Origin of the sequence: Mycobacterium pseudoshottsii JCM 15466 (assembly GCF_003584745.1) — a bacterium.
Lineage (GTDB): Bacteria > Actinomycetota > Actinomycetes > Mycobacteriales > Mycobacteriaceae > Mycobacterium > Mycobacterium marinum.
Genome location: NZ_AP018410.1, coordinates 1691752 through 1709045, shown reverse-complemented (window position 1 = coordinate 1709045; position 17294 = coordinate 1691752). Strand labels below are relative to the sequence as shown.

Annotated in this window: 12 protein-coding genes and 1 tRNA gene; 3 read left to right on the top strand and 10 right to left on the bottom strand. The window is 65.8% G+C overall.

Annotated elements, in window-relative coordinates:
• Window positions 1–322 precede the first annotated feature (322 nt).
• From MPSD_RS07700 to prpD, 3 genes are read right to left on the bottom strand one after another with little or no spacing between them, the layout of a single operon-like run.
• The gene (locus tag MPSD_RS07700) at window positions 323–1456 is read right to left on the bottom strand and encodes a bifunctional 2-methylcitrate synthase/citrate synthase (RefSeq protein ID WP_020788309.1); all 1134 of its coding nucleotides are present in this window, start codon (window positions 1454–1456) and stop codon (window positions 323–325) included.
• Complete coding sequence (gene prpB / locus MPSD_RS07695; protein WP_015354914.1) at window positions 1453–2370, bottom strand: methylisocitrate lyase; 918 nt, start codon at window positions 2368–2370, stop codon at window positions 1453–1455. Before prpB ends, MPSD_RS07700 begins: the two co-directional genes overlap by 4 nt.
• Entirely contained in the window at window positions 2370–3875 is a 1506-nt protein-coding gene (gene prpD / locus MPSD_RS07690; RefSeq protein ID WP_036426841.1) for a 2-methylcitrate dehydratase PrpD, read from the bottom strand. Before prpD ends, prpB begins: the two co-directional genes overlap by 1 nt.
• 110 nt (window positions 3876–3985) lie before the next feature.
• Between prpD and MPSD_RS07685 the strand changes: the two genes are divergently transcribed.
• On the top strand, window positions 3986–5416 hold the full coding sequence (locus MPSD_RS07685) for a short-chain fatty acyl-CoA regulator family protein (protein ID WP_086085402.1): 1431 nt from the start codon (window positions 3986–3988) through the stop codon (window positions 5414–5416).
• A gap of 50 nt (window positions 5417–5466) precedes the next feature.
• Here MPSD_RS07685 and MPSD_RS07680 read toward each other — a convergent pair whose 3' ends face one another.
• The 5 genes from MPSD_RS07680 to MPSD_RS07660 form a co-directional block, all read right to left on the bottom strand.
• Window positions 5467–6399, bottom strand: a complete 933-nt coding sequence (locus MPSD_RS07680) for a TIGR03619 family F420-dependent LLM class oxidoreductase (RefSeq protein ID WP_020788311.1) — start codon at window positions 6397–6399, stop codon at window positions 5467–5469.
• Window positions 6396–6851 (bottom strand): nuclear transport factor 2 family protein, encoded by a 456-nt coding sequence (locus MPSD_RS07675; RefSeq protein WP_231991308.1) that lies wholly within the window; start codon window positions 6849–6851, stop codon window positions 6396–6398. Before MPSD_RS07675 ends, MPSD_RS07680 begins: the two co-directional genes overlap by 4 nt.
• Window positions 6852–6963: 112 nt before the next feature.
• Window positions 6964–9267: an arylsulfatase gene (locus MPSD_RS07670; protein WP_020788313.1), complete on the bottom strand. Its 2304-nt coding sequence runs from the start codon at window positions 9265–9267 to the stop codon at window positions 6964–6966.
• A 297-nt stretch (window positions 9268–9564) separates the two neighbouring features.
• A complete protein-coding gene (locus MPSD_RS07665; RefSeq protein ID WP_015354909.1) occupies window positions 9565–9939 on the bottom strand; it encodes an FKBP-type peptidyl-prolyl cis-trans isomerase in 375 nt (124 codons plus the stop codon).
• Between the two features lie 259 nt (window positions 9940–10198).
• Window positions 10199–10275, bottom strand: a tRNA-Met gene (locus tag MPSD_RS07660).
• A 228-nt stretch (window positions 10276–10503) separates the two neighbouring features.
• On the opposite strand from MPSD_RS07660, the gene MPSD_RS07655 reads away from it, so the two are divergent.
• On the top strand, window positions 10504–11517 hold the full coding sequence (locus tag MPSD_RS07655) for a TIGR03617 family F420-dependent LLM class oxidoreductase (protein WP_020788316.1): 1014 nt from the start codon (window positions 10504–10506) through the stop codon (window positions 11515–11517).
• Window positions 11518–11661: 144 nt separating this feature from the next.
• Here the strand turns inward: MPSD_RS07655 and MPSD_RS07650 are convergent, their stop codons facing one another.
• Window positions 11662–14649 carry a UPF0182 family protein gene (locus tag MPSD_RS07650; RefSeq protein ID WP_020788317.1) on the bottom strand — a complete coding sequence of 996 codons (2988 nt, stop codon included), beginning with the start codon at window positions 14647–14649 and terminating at the stop codon, window positions 11662–11664.
• Between the two features lie 121 nt (window positions 14650–14770).
• Entirely contained in the window at window positions 14771–15793 is a 1023-nt protein-coding gene (locus MPSD_RS07645; RefSeq protein WP_011740464.1) for a YlbL family protein, read from the bottom strand.
• A gap of 78 nt (window positions 15794–15871) precedes the next feature.
• Between MPSD_RS07645 and MPSD_RS07640 the strand changes: the two genes are divergently transcribed.
• Window positions 15872–17290: a zinc-dependent metalloprotease gene (locus tag MPSD_RS07640; protein WP_086085401.1), complete on the top strand. Its 1419-nt coding sequence runs from the start codon at window positions 15872–15874 to the stop codon at window positions 17288–17290.
• Window positions 17291–17294: the final 4 nt, after the last annotated feature.

The following is a 17294-nucleotide window of genomic DNA, read 5'->3' as shown; positions in this document are numbered from 1 at the left end:
GCCGTCAAGACCTTGGCGCCCAATTTGCCGCGGCGAGATTGGCGGCGCAGGAACGGGTACCGCCTCCCGTTGGCCCGGCCAAGACAATTGGCGATCCATCCGCGATCCCTTCGCTTCGGGTAGACCCGGCACACGCATGTGAGGATCGACAAACAAAACCACGCACGGCCTGGCGTCTCAGTTATGAACAAGCACTCCGGTCAGCCCTGGCCAATGGATTCATGACCGACGTTACACCGTCGCCAGCTGCCACGGCGCCGGATCCCGTATTGATTGACATCGTCCGGCGCCCCGGCGGGCAGCCGCTCGCGGCCCAACGTCTCTATCGGGCGAACTTCAGCGTGCGTTGGGCCGGACCCACATATTCGCTGAGCGGACGGATCAACTCGTTGGACGCGGTCTGTTCCATGATGTGTGCGGTCCACCCGGTAATACGGCTCATCACGAAGATCGGGGTAAAGGAGCCGATATCGAATCCCATCAAGTGGTAGGCGGGACCGGTGGGAAAGTCCAGATTCGGCCTGATTCCCGTGGCGGCCAGCATCTCCCGCTCCAAGACCTGGTAGATGTCCAGCCACCGCTGGCCATCACGCACGGCAGCCACCCGGTCGAGGGCCCGTTTCATGGTCGGGACCCGGGAATCGCCGTTGCGATACACCCGATGGCCAAAGCCCATCACCTTTTCCTTGCGAGCCAGCTTGCGCCGCAACCATTCCGATGCCTGGTCCGCCGAACCGATCTCGAGCATGTCGCGCATCACCGCTTCGTTTGCCCCGCCGTGCAGCGTCCCCTTGAGCGCACCGATCGCCGCCGCTACCGCGCTGTAGATGTCGGATTGGGTGGAGGTGACGACCCGGGCGGCGAACGTGGAAGCGTTGAAGCTGTGTTCGGCGTAGAGCACCAGGGATTGCTCGAAGGCATCCACAACCGCGCTCTCGGGGACATCGCCGAAGCACATGTGCAAGAAGTTCTGCGCGTAACTCATGTGGCTGTGGGGCGCGATGGGTGCCAAGCCGCGCCGACGCCGCATATCGGCCGCAACGATGGTGGGCAGTACCGCAAACATCCGCAGCGACTTGGCGTAGTTGGACCTCGGGCTGCTGTCGTCCTCGTCGGGGTCTTCGGCCCCCAGGTAGCTGATCAATGTCCGCACCACGTCCATCGGGTGGCAGGTATCGGGCAGTTTCGCCAACAGCGACAACATGGATCGGTTCAACCGGCGGGCGGCGCGCTCGCGCTGCATGAACAATGCCAGCTGCTGGTCGTCGGGAAGCTCGCCGTGCCACAACAAGTAGGCCACCTGCTCGAAGCTGCAGTGCGCGGCGAGGTCCTCAACCGGATACCCGCGATAGGTGAGCGAGTTGGTCTCGGCAACAACCTTGGAGATGGCGGTGTTGTCGACCACGACGCCGGCCAGGCCCTTACAGATTCGAGGTGTGTCGTCGAGGGTGCTCATGGCCGATCTCCTTGGCGGACGAAGTTGTAGATGCTGGAGTCGAACTGCTGGTAGTCGGCGTAGCGCAGTAGCTCGTAGAGCCGGCTACGCTGCTGCATGCGGTTCAGAAGTCCGGATTGGGTTCCCGCATCGGCGATTTCGCGAAGACCGGCCTCGACAGCGTACATGGCTAGTCGCAGGGTGGTCACCGGATAGATCACCACGTTGTAGCCGATCCCGCGGAGCTCATCGGCGCTCAGCAGCCCAGACTTTCCGAACTCGGTCATGTTGGCCAGCAACGGTGTATCCACCGCCGCGCGAAACTGTTCGAACTCCGCGGGGGTGCGCAGCGCCTCGGTGAAGATCAGGTCGGCGCCCGCGTCGGCGTAGGCCTTGGCCCGATCGATCGCAGCGGAGGGCCCTTCGACCGCCGCGGCGTCGGTGCGAGCGCAGACGATGAAATTGGGGTCGCGCCGCGCCGATACCGCGGCCCGCAGCCGACTGACCATCACGCCGACGGGCACCACCGCCTTGCCGTCCAGGTGCCCACACCGCTTGGGGTTGACTTGATCTTCCAGGTGGCAGCCGGCCAGCCCGGCATCTTCGAGCACGGCCACCGTGCGGGCCGCGCTCATCGGTTCACCGAAACCGGTGTCGGCATCGATGAAAGTGGGCAGCTCGCTGGCGGCCGCGATCTGCGCTCCCCGCGCGCTGACCTCGGTCAGGGTGGTCAAGCCGATGTCGGGCAACCCCAGGTCGGCCGAGAGCGCAGCACCGGATACGTACACCCCGTCGAAGCCGATCTCGGCGACCAATCGGGCCACGAGCGGCGAATAGGCTCCCGGGAATCGCAGCAGCCGGCCACTTTCCAGCGCAGCGCGAAACCCGGTGCGCTTCTCGGTCGCCGACACCGCGGTGCCCAACACCGTTTTCATCACAAGATCCCGGGCGGAATCGTCGGGGACCGGTCCAGCACCCCCGCATCGGCGATCGGGTTGAGCCCACCCAGCGAGCCCGCCGGCAGGCTCGACAGGCCCTCGACCGTCGAGAGGAACCGTCGCTGCTCGGTTTCACCGATCACCCCGTCGGACAGGCCGAGGAACTTGGCCACGTACTGCTTGCGCTCAAAAGGACGGGCCCCCAGCGGATGAGCGTCCGCGACGGCCAGCTCGTCGACGATCACCTGGCCAGTGTTGAGGGTGATTTCCGCGCGCGCACCGAATGCCTTTTCCGCCGGATCGGCGCTGTGGTAGCGCCGGGTCCACTCCGGATCTTCGACCGTGGAGATCTTGTGCCACAGCGCCACCGTGTCCGGTCGGTGCGCCCGCTGCGGCGAGTAGGAGCGCACGTGATGCCAGCTGCCGTCCTGCAGGGCGACCGCAAAGATGTACATCACCGAGTGGTCGAGGGTCTCCCGCGAGGCATCCGGGTCGAACTTCTGCGGGTCGTTGGAGCCGGTGCCTATCACCACGTGCGTGTGATGGCTGGTGTGCAGCACGATGGTCTCGATCTGGTCTGAGTCACCGATGCGCCCGCGCATCCGCCGGGCCAGATCGATGAGGGCCTGGCTCTGATATTCGGCCGAATGCTCTTTGGTGTAGCTGTCCAGAATGGCCCGCTTTGGTTCACCGCGGCCGGGCAGTGCGACGTGGTAGGTGTGCTCGGGGCCCGACAGTAGCCAGGCGATCACGCCGTCCTCGCCCTCCCAGATCGGCGCCGGCGCCCCTTCCCCACGCATCGCGCGGTCAACCGCTTCGATGGCGACCTTGCCCGCCCAGGCGGGTGCGAACGCCTTCCAGCTGGAGATCAATCCCTTGCGCGACTGCCGGGTGGACGTCGTCAGGTGCAGGGCCTGGCCGACCGCGGAGTAGATGGTGTCGGGGTCCAGCCCGAGCATGGTGCCCAGACCGGCCGCCACCGATGGGCCCAGGTGTGCCACGTGGTCGACCTTGTGCTCGTGCAAGCAGATTCCGCGGACCAGGGCCATCTGGATCTCGTAGCCGGTGGCGATGCCTCGGATCAGGTCGGTGCCATCCAGGCCGAGGTGCTGGGCGACGGCGACCAAGGGTGCGATGTTGTCGCCCGGGTGGGAGTATTCGGCAGCCAGAAAGGTGTCATGAAAATCCAACTCGCGCACCGCGACTCCGTTGGCCCAGGCCGCCCACTCCGGCGCATGGTTCCCAGTGATGCCGAAAACCTTTGCGCCCCTGTCTGACCGCGGATACGCCCGTGCCTGCGCCCGGGCCACGGCCACCGGGCGGCGGGTGAGCGAAGCTGCCGACACCGCAGCGTTGTCGATGATCCGGTTGATCACCATCGCCTCGGTTTCGGCGGGCACCGCGACCGGGTCCGCCGCCACCTCGGCGATCTGGTACGCCAGGTGTTCGCGGCGTGGGAAGTCCTCGGCGCTGCGCCTGGTTCGAACGTCGTGCATCCGCATAAACCGCACAGTACGCAGCCACACATTCGGGGTAAATGCCCTATAAGGGCGTAATTTTGTGTCCTCACCGGCGCGATTTTGCAAATCTTGTGAAAGGCGGTACGCGTAGGGTGTCACACGTGCCAAAGACCTTCGCCGGGGCGCGGCTGAGGCGACTCCGCGAGGACCACGGGCTGACCCAGGTGGCGCTGGCACGCGCGCTGGGCCTGTCGACCAGCTACGTCAATCAGCTGGAAAACGACCAGCGCCCGATCACGGTCTCGGTGCTGCTCGCTCTTGCCGAACGTTTCGACTTGCCGACCCACTATTTCGCGCCGGACTCCGATGCACGGCTGGTCTCGGACTTGCGTGAGGTCTTCGCCGAGGGGCCCGCCACCCCGGCGCAGATCGAGGAACTGGTGGCCCGGATGCCCGCGGTGGGACAGACGCTGGTCAACCTGCATCGACGGCTCTACGACGCCACCGCCGAGCTCGAAGCGCTGCACAGCCGCGCCACCGCCGACGTTTCGGCGGTGTCCGGGCAGCCGATGCCCTTCGAAGAAGTCCGCGACTTCTTCTATGACCGAAAGAACTACATCGGCGAGTTGGACATCGCCGCGGAGCAGATGTTCGGCCGCCGCGGCCTGCACCTCGGGGGGCTTGACGCGCAATTGGCGCGGCTACTCGGCGACAACCTCGGCATCACCGTGGTGCTCGACGATGGGCAGTCGCTAAACCCCAACTCCAAGCGCATGTTTCAGCCAGAGTCCAAGACGCTCTACCTGGCCCGCTGGCTCAACCGCGGCCAGCGCGCCTTTCAGCTGGCCACTCAGATCGCGCTGCTGACCCAGGCCGACCTGATCACCGGCATCATCGCCGGTGACGATCAGCTCAGCGATGAGGCGCGGAGGGTGGCCCGCATCGGTCTGGCCAACTACTTCGCCGGAGCGTTGCTGCTGCCCTACCGGCCGTTTCTGGACGCGGCCGCAAGCACGCGCTATGACATCGATCAACTGGCGCGCCGATTCGAGGTCGGCTTCGAGACCATCTGTCACCGGCTGTCCACCCTGCAGCGCCCCAACGCCCGCGGGGTCCCGTTCATCTTCGTCCGCACCGACAGTGCCGGAAACATCTCCAAGCGCCAATCCGCCACGGCATTTCACTTCTCCCGAGTCGGCGGGAACTGTCCGCTGTGGGTGATTCACCAAGCGTTCGCCCGGCCCGGTCAGTTCCTGACCCAGGTGGCCCAGATGCCCGATGAGCGAACCTATTTCTGGATCGCCCGAACCACCACCGCCGAGCCCAGCCGCTACCTCGGACCCGGGAAGAGCTTTGCCATCGGCCTGGGATGCGACCTGGCCCACGCCGACAAGCTGATCTACTCCGTCGGGGTCGACCTGACCGACACCGAGGCGATCGCCGCCATCGGCGCGGGCTGCAAGATCTGCGATCGCCCCTCCTGCCCGCAACGCGCCTTCCCCTACCTGGGCCGCCCGGTGCGGGTAGATCCGCACACCAGCACCGATCTGCCTTATCCGCCGGCGATCAGCACAGAGCGCTAGGGCGCCCTCTCGGCTAAGGCGACGAACGTTGGGCCCCAGCGCAAGTGGCCTCAGCCGCCGGTGGCGGCGCGCACCGCTTCGACGACGGCGCTGATGTCACGTTCGCGGTTTTCCGGCGCGAGTGGCCAGTGGGTCATCCTCAGCTCGGTGACGCCCGCGTCCCGCAGCATTTTTGCCCGCTCGGCCACGTCGGCCAGGTCGGGTCGGCCATCCGCATCAGCTTTGACCCGCAGCGCGCCCGCTACGCCGAAACCGTTCGGGTCGCCACCGGCATGTGCCACCGCCGCGCGCATCCGCGCGATTCCCGCGGCGACATCGCGCGCGTCGGGACCCCAGGGAATCCAGCCCGCTCCGAAGCGCGCCAGCCGGCGGGCGACCGCCCGGTTGACCGTCCCACTCACCCAGATCGGCACTCCCCCCGGCTGCGCGGGCTTGGGCATCTGATGGATCCGCTCGAAATTCAGCCCCGCAGACTCAAAGCTGACCTCGTTCTCCCGCCACAAGCGCTGACACACTTCCAGGGTCTGATCCAGGACCGCCCCGCGGCGGTCGAAGTCGACACCAGCGGCCTCGTATTCCTCGCGCTGCCAGCCCACGCCCACACCGATGTCGATGCGCCCACCTGACAGCACATCCATGGTGGCCAGGGTTTTCGCCAACACCGCCGCGGGCCGCAGCGCGGCGAGCAGGATGTTGGTGCCCAACCGGATTCGTTCGGTGCGAGCGGCAAGATAAGTCAGCGTGGTCAGCGGCTCCAACCAGTGGCCGTCCGGGCCGGTGGGCTGGCGGCCACCGGCGGTTCCCCCCGTCGCGGGATTTGCGTAGGCGTCCATGTGCGCGCCGAACGCGATGTGCTCGGAAACCAGCACTCGATCAAACCCAAAGCCCTCGAGAAGTTGGGCCCAGTCGGTCAGGTGTTCCCAGCTCGGTGGCGGCTCGGCCGAAAATGAGGGGATCCCCATCGACAGTTGCACCGAGGTCATGCCCCGCCTTCGGTGATCGACACGGGACGGTCCTCGGTGGCATCGATGGCGACGGTGCGGTGCGAGATCCGCCACGCCCCGTCGCCGCCGAGCAGATACCGGTCCAGGTAGCGGATGTACATCACGTGGTTACGCCAGGCACCTTGCTTCTCACTGAAATGGTTGGCGGTGCAATAGACTTCGCCGCTGGCCGTCTTCCCTTCGATGACGTAGAGGCTTTGCGCCACCAGGTGTACGGTGCGCGGGAAGCGCGCCACGATGGTGATGATCCCCGCTAGCTCGCTGTGACCGGTGAGCAGTGCGGGTTCGCGTCCGGGGCGGTGGATTCGCATCGTCGCATCGGGGGTGAACACCTCGATGAGGGCAGCACTGTCTCGGTGATCGACCGCTGCCGCGTATCGGCGGGACAGCGCTTCGAGCTCGGGACTGGAAATTGCCGTCGAGATATCCATCTGCATGCCAAAGCCAACCGGGAAAGGGACGCCGTCGACAATACCGGCCAGGCCTGCGGGCCGTGGCGGACTCCGCAACAGTCGCGCCGGAGTGGCCGCATCGGCCGGCGGATCAGCGCAACTGGATGGTCACCTGCTCGATCGTGGCGTTGAACACGAAGGTGCCTTCGTAGGTGTCTGCGGCCGGGGTTCCGCAGTCCATGCCGATGTCGACGCCCTCGTCGGCGCTGAAGCCCAGCGGCACGGTCCGTTCGATGCGAGATTGCCCGACGTCGCGTCCGTTGAGCAGCAGTCTGACCAGTCCCCCTTTGCCCAGACCGCCGCCGTCGTAGTCGAATTCCATCGCCACGGTGGCTTTGCCGGCGGGCAGGGCCTCGGTGGCCGCGACGGTGGTGTAGGTCGACCCGAAATAGTTGTAGGTGAACTTGGGGATCCCGTGCTGCACATACAGCGACAAGCCGGCGAAGTATCCCCCGGCCGCCAGCAGCACCCCTTCGACCGTGCTGCCGCCGGGGGTGTCGATGACTGCGGTGATCGAATACGACCGATTGAAGGCGCTGCGAATGATGTCTTCGGGGATGCGGGTGGCGCCTTGGCGGAATGAGATCGAGGTCCGCGATCCCAAGATCGTGGGCCGGGGCTCCAGCGCGCGGGCGAGGCGGCCCCGGTCATCGAGCGGAAAGACGTTGTTCTTCACGCCTTCGGCGTCAAACAGCGCCTTGAGTTGCTCGAGCTTGTCGGGGAATTGCGCCGAAAGGTCCACGGCCTGGCTGTAGTCGCGGGACAGGTCATAGAGCTCCCAGCGATCGTCGGAGAACGCGGGCAGCGCCCCCGGTCGCCACAGGATGCGACCGTGGTAGGTGCAGGCCATCCAGTCCTCGTGGTAGATCCCGCGCAGACCGCCGATCTCGAAGTATTGGGTGCGGCGACGATCGGCGGCCTCCGCGTCGTCGAACGTGTACATCAGGCTGATCCCGTCGTGGGGCTTTTGCGCCACCCCGTTGACGATCTCGGGTGCGGGGATACCCGCGGCCTCCAAGATGGTGGGTGCGATGTCCACGACGTGGTGAAACTGCGAACGCAGCCCGCCGCGGTCGGTGATCCGCGCGGGCCAGCTCACGATCATCGGGTTGCGGGTGCCGCCGAAATGGCTGGCGAACTGCTTGGTGAACTGAAACGGCGTGCACATGGCCCAGGCGAATCCGACCGGATACTCGTTGCTGGCCCTCGGCCCGCCGATCTCGTCCATCTTCGACAGCACCACATCGACGTCCTCCTGGAGTCCGTTGAGGGTGACCATTTCGTTGAAGACGCCACCGAGCCCGCCCCCGGGGGCGGCGCCGTTGTCACCGATGATGTAGATGAACAGCGTGTTGTCCCATACGTCAATCTCTTTGAGGGCGTCCATGATTCGCCCGACCTCATGGTCGGTGTGGGCCAGAAACCCGGCATACACCTCCATCAGTCGCGATGCGATGCGCTGGCGCTGCTCGGGCAGCGAGTCCCACGCGGGAAGCGACTCGTGGCGCTCGGTCAGCTCGGCATCGGCGGGAATCACCCCCAACCGCTTCTGCCGGGCGAAGATCTCCTCGCGCAGCACGTCCCAGCCCTGGTCGAAGCGGCCCCGGAACGGATCGCTCCACTCCGGCGCCACATGGTGGGGCGCGTGGGTCGCGCCGGGCGCCCAGTAGGCAAAGAATGGCCGGTCCGGCGCCATGGCCCGCTGCCGGTGGACCCACTCGATCATGCGATCGGCGAGATCGGTGCTCAGGTGATAGTCCTCGGCGTCTTCGGGTCGTTCGATCGGCGTGGTGCCGTGATACAGACCCGGGTTGTACTGGTGGGCTTCACCCCCCATGAATCCGTAGAACTCTTCGAAGCCCATCCCAGTGGGCCACCGATCGAACGGTCCGGCCGCGCTGACTTCCCATACCGGAGTGTTGTGCCATTTACCGAAAGCCGCTGTGCTGTAGCCGTTCTGTCGCAACGTCTCGGCTACGGTCGCCGCCGATTTCGGGATGATGCAGTTGTAGCCGTCGTAGCCGGTGGCAAACTCGGTGATGGTTCCGGTGTTGACGACGTGGTGGTTGCGGCCGGTCAGCAACGCGGCCCGGGTGGGCGAACACAGCGCCGTGGTGTGGAAACGGTTGTACCGCAGCCCTTCCTGGGCCAACGCGTCACCGGCCGGGGTTTCAACCGGCCCACCAAATGTTGCGGTGGCGCCGAAGCCGACGTCGTCGAGCAGCACGATCACCACGTTCGGCGCCCCCTGCGGGGGCCGGATGGGGGTGATGGTCGCCATCTTCGACTCGGCGACCGTCTTGCCGGAATGGCCGCCGGTCGGTGTATCCGGCAGCGGTAGTCGGGTTCGGTCCAGGTTTTCGCCCGGGTCATGCGCGGTCGCGTCATGCGCCATCGCGGCCCTCCACTTCACCCTCGATCGAGCTGATGACCTACGCGCCACTCACGCCCGCCGGCGCTCTTGGAACATGCCGTCGGCGGGCTTGGGCAATTGTAGGTAGTGGCCGCGCCGCTGCGGGGTCAGGCGCGCTCGCCGGCGCGAATGCACCGGGGTCACGCTCGCAGAACGCATGAAGATGGCCCCCGGAGTCTCTCCGAGGGCCATCTTCGCTGGTAGCGGGGACCGAATTTCGAACCTGCGGCCGCTGGGCTAGCGGCCAGAGGTTGTCGAATGTTCGCCTGGTCTCATTTGCTATCTGACATCGAGCAGGTCCACCACGAAGATCAGCGACTCGCCGGGCTTGATGACGCCTCCGGCGCCACGGTCGCCGTAAGCGAGGTGGGCGGGGATATGCAGCTGTCGGCGGCCGCCGACCTTCATGCCCTGCACGCCTTGATCCCAACCCTGGATGACCTGGCCGACGCCGAGTTTGAACATCAACGGGTCACCGCGGTTGTAGGAAGCGTCGAACTCCTCGCCGGTGGAGTGGGCCACCCCGACGTAGTGCACGACCAGCGTCTTGCCGGAGGTAGCCTCCGCACCGTCACCCTCCACGACGTCGGTGATGACCAGGTCGGTGGGCGGCTCCCCGCCGGGAAAGTCGATCTCAGGCTTCTTTGCAGTCATGCCCACCACACTGGCAGATGGTCGCCGGTGGACTTGCCGGCGGGTGCCGTCGCGAGTTGCTCTGGCGCGGGAAGACGCGTGGTTGCACTCGCTCAATATGTAAACAAGCTGATCAAACGCATCGGCTGCGGCTTCACCAGCTACCGCATCCGAGCACTTCTACGCCGGCAAAACCAACCGGCCCGTCCTCACATCCATCGTCGTCCGATGGACGCCAATGAAAATGGCCCCCGGAGTCTCCTCCGAGGGCCATTTCCGCTGGTAGCGGGGACAGGATTCGAACCTGCGACCTCTGGGTTATGAGCCCAGCGAGCTACCGAGCTGCTCCACCCCGCGTTGGTGAATGCAAGGTTACCGAACACGTACGGGGCTCTCCAAATCGCACGCTCAGCGGCCCGCGCGGCCCGAAAACGCCTGGAAACGCGGCGCCGTCGGCGCCCGACACCGAACAAACAATCCGGCCCGCGGCAAGACGACCCAACAGCGGCGCTCAACTGGACGTTTTGGGCACTACCGCCCGCGGAGGCATCGCCAGCGACGGCTTCGCGGGCATACTGTGACGGCGTGCACATCGATGTGATGACGATCCCGCAACCATTGGCTCAGATCGGCGATCTGGCCCGTCGCACCCAGGCCGCGGGGTTCTCCGGTCTACTGTTCACCGAAACCGGCCGCACGGCCTATCTCAACGCCGCTATCGCCTCACAGGCCGCGCCCGGCCTGGAGCTGTCCACCGGCGTGGCGGTGGCCTTTCCCCGCAGTCCGTTCGTCACCGCGGCCACGGCCTGGGAGCTGCAGGAGGCGACGGGCGGAAAGTTCCGGCTCGGTCTGGGCACCCAGGTACGCACCCACGTGGTGCGGCGCTACGGCATGGCTTTTGAACGCCCCGGCCCGCGCCTGCGCGATTACGTGCTCGCCGTCAAGGCGTGTTTCTCCGCCTTCCGCACGGGGACGCTGGACCACCATGGCGAGTTCTACGATCTCGACTTCATCACCCCCCAATGGAGCGCGGGCCCCATCGATGCCCCCGACCCCAAAGTCGATATCGCAGCGGTGAATCCGTGGATGCTGCGGATGGCGGGCGAGGTGGCCGACGGGGTACACATCCATCCGCTCGGCGAGCTTGGCTACCTCACCCGCCATGTCGTGCCCAACGTCGCCAAGGGCGCCGCGAAAGCCGGGCGCTCACCGGCGGACATCGCCGTCATCCTGCCGGTGATGACCATCGTCGGCGACAGCGACGAGGAGCGTGCGATCGAACGCGAGTCGGTGCGCGCCAGCATGGCCTTCTACGGAAGCACGCCCAATTACGCGTTCATCTGGGACGAGGCCGGGTTCGAGGGGACCACCGCGCGGATTCGGGAAAAGCAGAAAGCCGGGGATTTCCCCGCCATGATGGCCCAGATCTCCGATGAGCACATCGATGCCTTTGCCACCGAGTCCAGCTGGGATGGGCTGGCCGATGCGCTGACCGACAAATACGGGGGCATCGCCACCCGCCTGGTGATGTACAACGCCCTGGGCGACCCTGGGCGATTCGAGCGCTACGGCGAAGTGGCCCGCCGCATGCACGGGTAACGACAACCACCACGTCGGCCACGGCCAGCACCAGCGTGCGCAAAATGCCGGCCCAAGCGGCGTGTCAGTGCACAGACACGCACGCTCGCGGCGGCAAGGGCGACAAGAGCAACAAGGGCGACAAGGGCAAGCCCCAGCCCGCCCCTACTGGGTGTTGTTGAACTTCGTGATCGCGTCGTCCAACCGTTGCAGCGCTGCCCCGTAGGCGGCGAAGTCGCCCTTCTTCTGCGCATCACGCGCCGCGCCGATGGCCGACTGAATCTCTTTCATGGCCGCGGCCTTGGCCGGTGACAGCGTCACCGACGCCTCGGGAGCCGGCGGCACCGCTGTGGGCGGTGATGGCGGCGTTCCCGGTAGCGCCTCCGGCGAGGGCGCGTTGTTGGGCGGAACATTGGCGGGTGCTCCGCCCTCGGTGGGCTGGATTCCGGTGGCGGCATCACCGGCACCCGGCCCGAACAGCCCGTTGAGCGCATCGCGCACGGTGGGGCCGTAGCCGATCTTGTCGTTGTACATCATCGCCACCCGGATCAGGCGCGGGTACGAAGAGGCCGCGTCGCTGGCACCCGGGGATGCATACACCGGTTCGACGTAGAGCAGCCCGCCCTGGCCCACCGGAAGAGTCAGCAAGTTGCCCCAGCGGATGCGGTTCTGGTTATCTCGCCCGATCACACCCAGGTCCTGGGACACCGCCGGATCGGTGGTGATCGCGTTATTGGCCAGTTTGGGACCGTTGACCTGCCCCGGGATGGTCAATACGGTGATCTTTCCGTACGTCGCGGGATCCGAGCTGGCGCTGATATAGGCGGCCAGATAGTCGCGCTTGAACCTGTTCATCGCGCTGATCAGCTGATATGACGCCGAATTGTCATTCTTCGCAATGTTTTTCGCGACGATGTAGTACGGCGGCTGATAGCTGCTGGCGGTCGGGTTCGGGTCCAGCGGCACGTCCCAGAAATCCGAGGTGGAGAAGAAGGTCACCGGGTCATTGACGTGGTACTTGGCCAGCAGCATGCGCTGCACCTTGAACAGGTCTTCGGGGTAGCGCAGGTGTGCGGCGAGCTCCGGGCTGATGTCACCCTTGGGCTTGACCGTCCCGGGGAAGACCTGCATCCAGGCTTTGAGCACCGGATCCTGCTCGTCCTGCTGGTACAGCGTGACGGTGCCGTCGTAGGCGTCGACGGTGGCCTTCACCGAGTTGCGGATGTAGGAGACCTGCTTGTCCGGGAGCAGCCGGTTGAAGGCGACCTCGTTGGAGTCCGCGGTCGCCGACGACAGCGAGGTCAGCTGCGAGTACGGGTAGTTTTCCAAGGTGGTGTAGCCGTCGAGGATCCAAACCATCCGCTTGTTGACGATCGCCGGGTAGACCGCGCTGTCGGTGGTCAGCCACGGCGCCACCGCCTCCACCCGCTGCGCGGGATCACGGTTGAACAGGATCTTGCTGTTGGAGCCGATCACGTTGGAGAACAGGAAGTTACGCTCGGCGAACTTGGCCGCGAACACGGTGCGGGAGATCCAGCTGCCGACCGACACTCCCCCGCTACCGGTGTAGGTGTAGTTCTTGGTGTCCGCACTGGTCTCGTAGTCGTATTCCCGGTCGGCACCGGTCTTGCCCACGATCGCGTAGTCGGCGGGGGTGTTGGAGATGACCGGCCCGTAGTAGATCCGCGGCTGATCCAGCGGCGCCGGACCGTCGGACACGACGGTGCCGTTGGCGCCCACGACGTTGACCAGGAACTCGGGGTAACCGCCGTTTTGGTTCGGGTCGTTGGCGATGCCCCGAACGGTGTTGGCCGGCGAGGCGATGAATCCGTTGCCGTGGGTGTACACGGTGTGCCGGTTGATCCAGTCCCGCTGGTTGTCGATCAGCCGGTCCGGGTTGAGTTCGCGCGCCGCGACCACGTAGTCACGCAGGTTGTTGTTGCGGTCGAAGTAGCGGTCGATCGACAACTGGTCGGGGAAATAGTAGAAGTTCTTGCCCTGCTGGAACTGGGTGAATGCCGGGCTGACGATCGTCGGGTCGAGCAGCCGGATGTTGGAGGTGGTGGCGCGGTCGGCGGCGACCTGCTGTGCGGTCGCTTCGCCGTCGCCGGTGTAGTTGCGATACGTCACCACATTTGAGGTCAGCCCATAGGCTTGCCGCGTCGCCGTGATACTTCGGCTGATGTACTCGCTTTCCTTCTGCGCCGCATTGGGTTTGACGCTGATCTGCTCGACGATCATCGGCCAGGCGGCGCCGACGATCAGCGACGAGAGCAGCAACAGCACCAAACCGATGGCGGGAATCCGCAAGTCGCGCAGAACGATCGCCGAGAACACCGCCGCCGCGCAGATGACGGCGATGGCCATCAGAATCAGCTTCGCCGGCAACACGGCATTGATGTCGGTGTATCCGGCGCCGGTGAACGGTTTGCCGCCGCGGGTGTGTGACAGCAGCTCATAGCGGTCCAACCAGTAGGCGACCGCTTTGAGCAGCACCAGCACCCCGACCAGGCTGACCAACTGAATGCGCGCCGAGCGGCTCAGGGCGCCGCTGCGGCCGGTCAACCGGATGCCGCCGAACAGGTAGTGCGACACCACGTTGGCCACGAACGCCAGGAAGATCGCGACAAACAAGTAGCTGAGCAGCAGCCGGTAGAAGGGCAACTCGAAGGCGTAGAAGCCGAGGTCCTTGCCGAACTGCGGGTCGGTGATCCCGAAGTCACCGCCATGCAAGAACAGCTGGATCCGAACCCAGTAGCTCTGGGCGACAATGCCGGCCAACAGGCCGATCGCCGCCGGAATCCCGATCCCGAACAGCCGCAGCCGAGCCAGCACGACGGTGCGATAGCGCGCCACCGGATCGTTGTCGTTGTTCGGCACGAAAACCGGGCGGGTGCGGTAGGCCAGCGCCAGCCCGGCGAAGACAATGCCGCCGACCAGCACTCCTGCCACCAGAAAAACCAGGAATCGGGTGACCAGCACGGTGGTGAACACCGAGCGATAGCCAAGCTCGCCGAACCACAGCCAGTCCACGTATGCGTCGATCAGACGCGGACCCGCCAACAACAGGGCGATCACACCCAAAGCGATCAAGATCAAAACCCGGCTGCGCCGAGTCAGCTTCGGCATCCTTGCGGTGGGCCGCATCCCCACTAGCTACGCTCCCTGCTCGGTTTGGCTGGCGCCGTTTTGAAGGCCGTCGTTCCACGAGACGTTTCCCGACCGGCTGCTAGAGATTTGTCTAGACGGTCACAACTCTACGCATCCCCTGGTGCTAGCAACTCGGCGTCGCTGTCCCCGAGGTCATGGCGTGCAATGCGTCCACCGCTTGGCCCAGCGTTTCGACCTTCACCAACCGAAGGCCGCTGGGCGTATCGGAGGCCGCCTCGTAGCAGTTTTTGGCCGGCACCAGGAATACCGAGGCGCCGGCGGCCCGGGCCGCCGCCATCTTGTGGGTGATGCCGCCGATGGGGCCGACCTTGCCGTCGGCGGTGATCGTTCCGGTGCCGGCCACAAAGGTCGAACCGACCAGATCGCCGGTGGTCAGTTTGTCCACCACGGCGAGACTGAACATCAACCCGGCCGAGGGGCCGCCCACGTTGGCGAGGTGGAAATCGACCACGAACGGCGCCCACGGCGCATCGAGCACCGCGACGCCCATGAAGCCGTAGTCGCGATCCTTGTTGGTGCCCAGCGTGATCTGCGCGACGCCGGGCGCCTCGTTCTTCCGGCGGAAGTCGATCACCACGACGTCGCCGGGCTTGGTGTCCTTCAAGATCGAGGTGAACTGCTCGACATTGGCCACCGCGGTGCCGTTGACCGCGTCGATGGCATCACCGGCCTTCAACTTGCCCGCGGACGGACCGGGCTCGCTCACGGTGGCCACCGTCACCGCGTCGGGGTACTTCAGGTACTCCAGGGCCGCGTACTCGGCGCTTTCCTCGGAGTTCTTGAAATCCGCACTGTTGGCGTTGTCGACCTCTTCGCGCGACTTACCCGGCGGATACACCAGGTCGCGCGGCACCAGCTGCTCTTGCCCGGACAACCACAGGGTCAGGGCCTCACCCAGGCTCAGCCCATCGCGTTGAGACACGGTCGTCATATTGAGGTGACCCGTTGTCGGGTGCGTTTGGGTACCTTCGATCTGGACAACCTGCTTGCCGTCGACCTCGCCGAGGGTGTCGAAGGTGGGGCCGGGGCCCAGTGACACAAACGGCACCGTCACCACCGCTAGCAGCACCCCGAACACCACAATCGGTACCAGCGCCACCATCAACGTCAATATCCGCCTGTTCACGCCGCATACACTAGACGGCCTTAGCAGGTGCCGGTTCAGCTACAAGCATGACCGTGCCTCGCGCTTTCTGTTCCCCCGGTGAGTACCGTTGGGGTTATGGCTGACCTGCCTTTCGGCTTCTCCTCCGGAGACGACCCCCGCGACGATCGATCTGGGCGCGACAAGCCCGGTAACAACGATCCCGAGTCTGGGTCGGACGCCAACCCGCTGGGCGCGTTCGGCATCGGCGGGGATTTCGGCATGGCCGATCTGGGCCAGATCTTCACCCGCCTGGGCGAAATGTTCGGCGGCGTCGGCAGCGCCATGACCTCGGGCCAGAGCTCGGGCCCGGTCAACTACCAGTTGGCCCGGCAAGTCGCCGCCAGCTCGATCGGCTTCATCGCGCCCATCCCCGACGCGACCAACTCCGCCATCTCCGACGCGGTGCACCTGGCTGAGACCTGGCTCAACGGGGCGACCTCGCTGCCCGCCGGCACCGCCAAGGCGGTGGGCTGGGGCCCCACCGACTGGGTCGACAACACCATGGACGTCTGGAAGCGGCTGTGCGATCCCATGGCCCAGCAGATCTCGTCGGTGTGGGCATCCTCGCTGCCGGAGGAAGCCAAGAGCATGGCCGGACCGCTGCTGTCGATGATGTCGCAGATGCGCGGCATGGCGTTCGGTTCGCAGCTGGGCCCGGCGTTGGGCCGGCTGTCCCGTGAGGTGCTGACCTCCACCGACATCGGTCTGCCGTTGGGCCCCAAGGGCGTGGCGGCGATCCTTCCCGAGGCCGTCGAATCGTTTGCCTCCGGCCTCGAACAGCCGCGCAGCGAGATCATGACCTTCCTGGCCGCCCGGGAGGCGGCGCATCATCGTCTGTTCAGCCATGTTCCCTGGCTGTCCAGCCAGTTGCTGGGCGCGGTCGAGGCCTACGCGGCGGGCATGAAGATCGACATGAGCGGCATCGAGGAGCTGGCCCGCGACTTCAACCCGGCCACGCTGGGCGATCCGGTGGCCATGGAGCAGTTGTTGAGCCAAGGGGTGTTCGAGCCGCAGGCAACCCCGGCGCAGACCCAGGCGCTCGAGCGTCTGGAAACACTGCTGGCCCTGATCGAAGGCTGGGTCCAGACCGTGGTGACCGATGCACTCGGTGACCGGATTCCGGGCACCGCCGCGCTCAGCGAGACACTTCGTCGCCGCCGGGCCAGTGGCGGGCCCGCCGAGCAGACCTTCACGACACTGGTCGGTTTGGAACTTCGGCCCCGCAAACTGCGCGAGGCCGCGGCCCTATGGGACCGGCTGACTCAGGGCGCCGGTATCGACGCGCGCGACGCGGTCTGGCAGCACCCCGACCTGCTGCCCTCCATCGAGGACCTCGATGACCCGGCGGCGTTCATCGATCGGACCATCGGGGGCGACACCTCCGGTATCGACGAGGCACTGTCCGACCTGAAAGCCGAGCTCGACCGCGACATGCGCAACCGGGAGGACCCGGGCGCCGGTCCTGTGGATAACTGAGCGG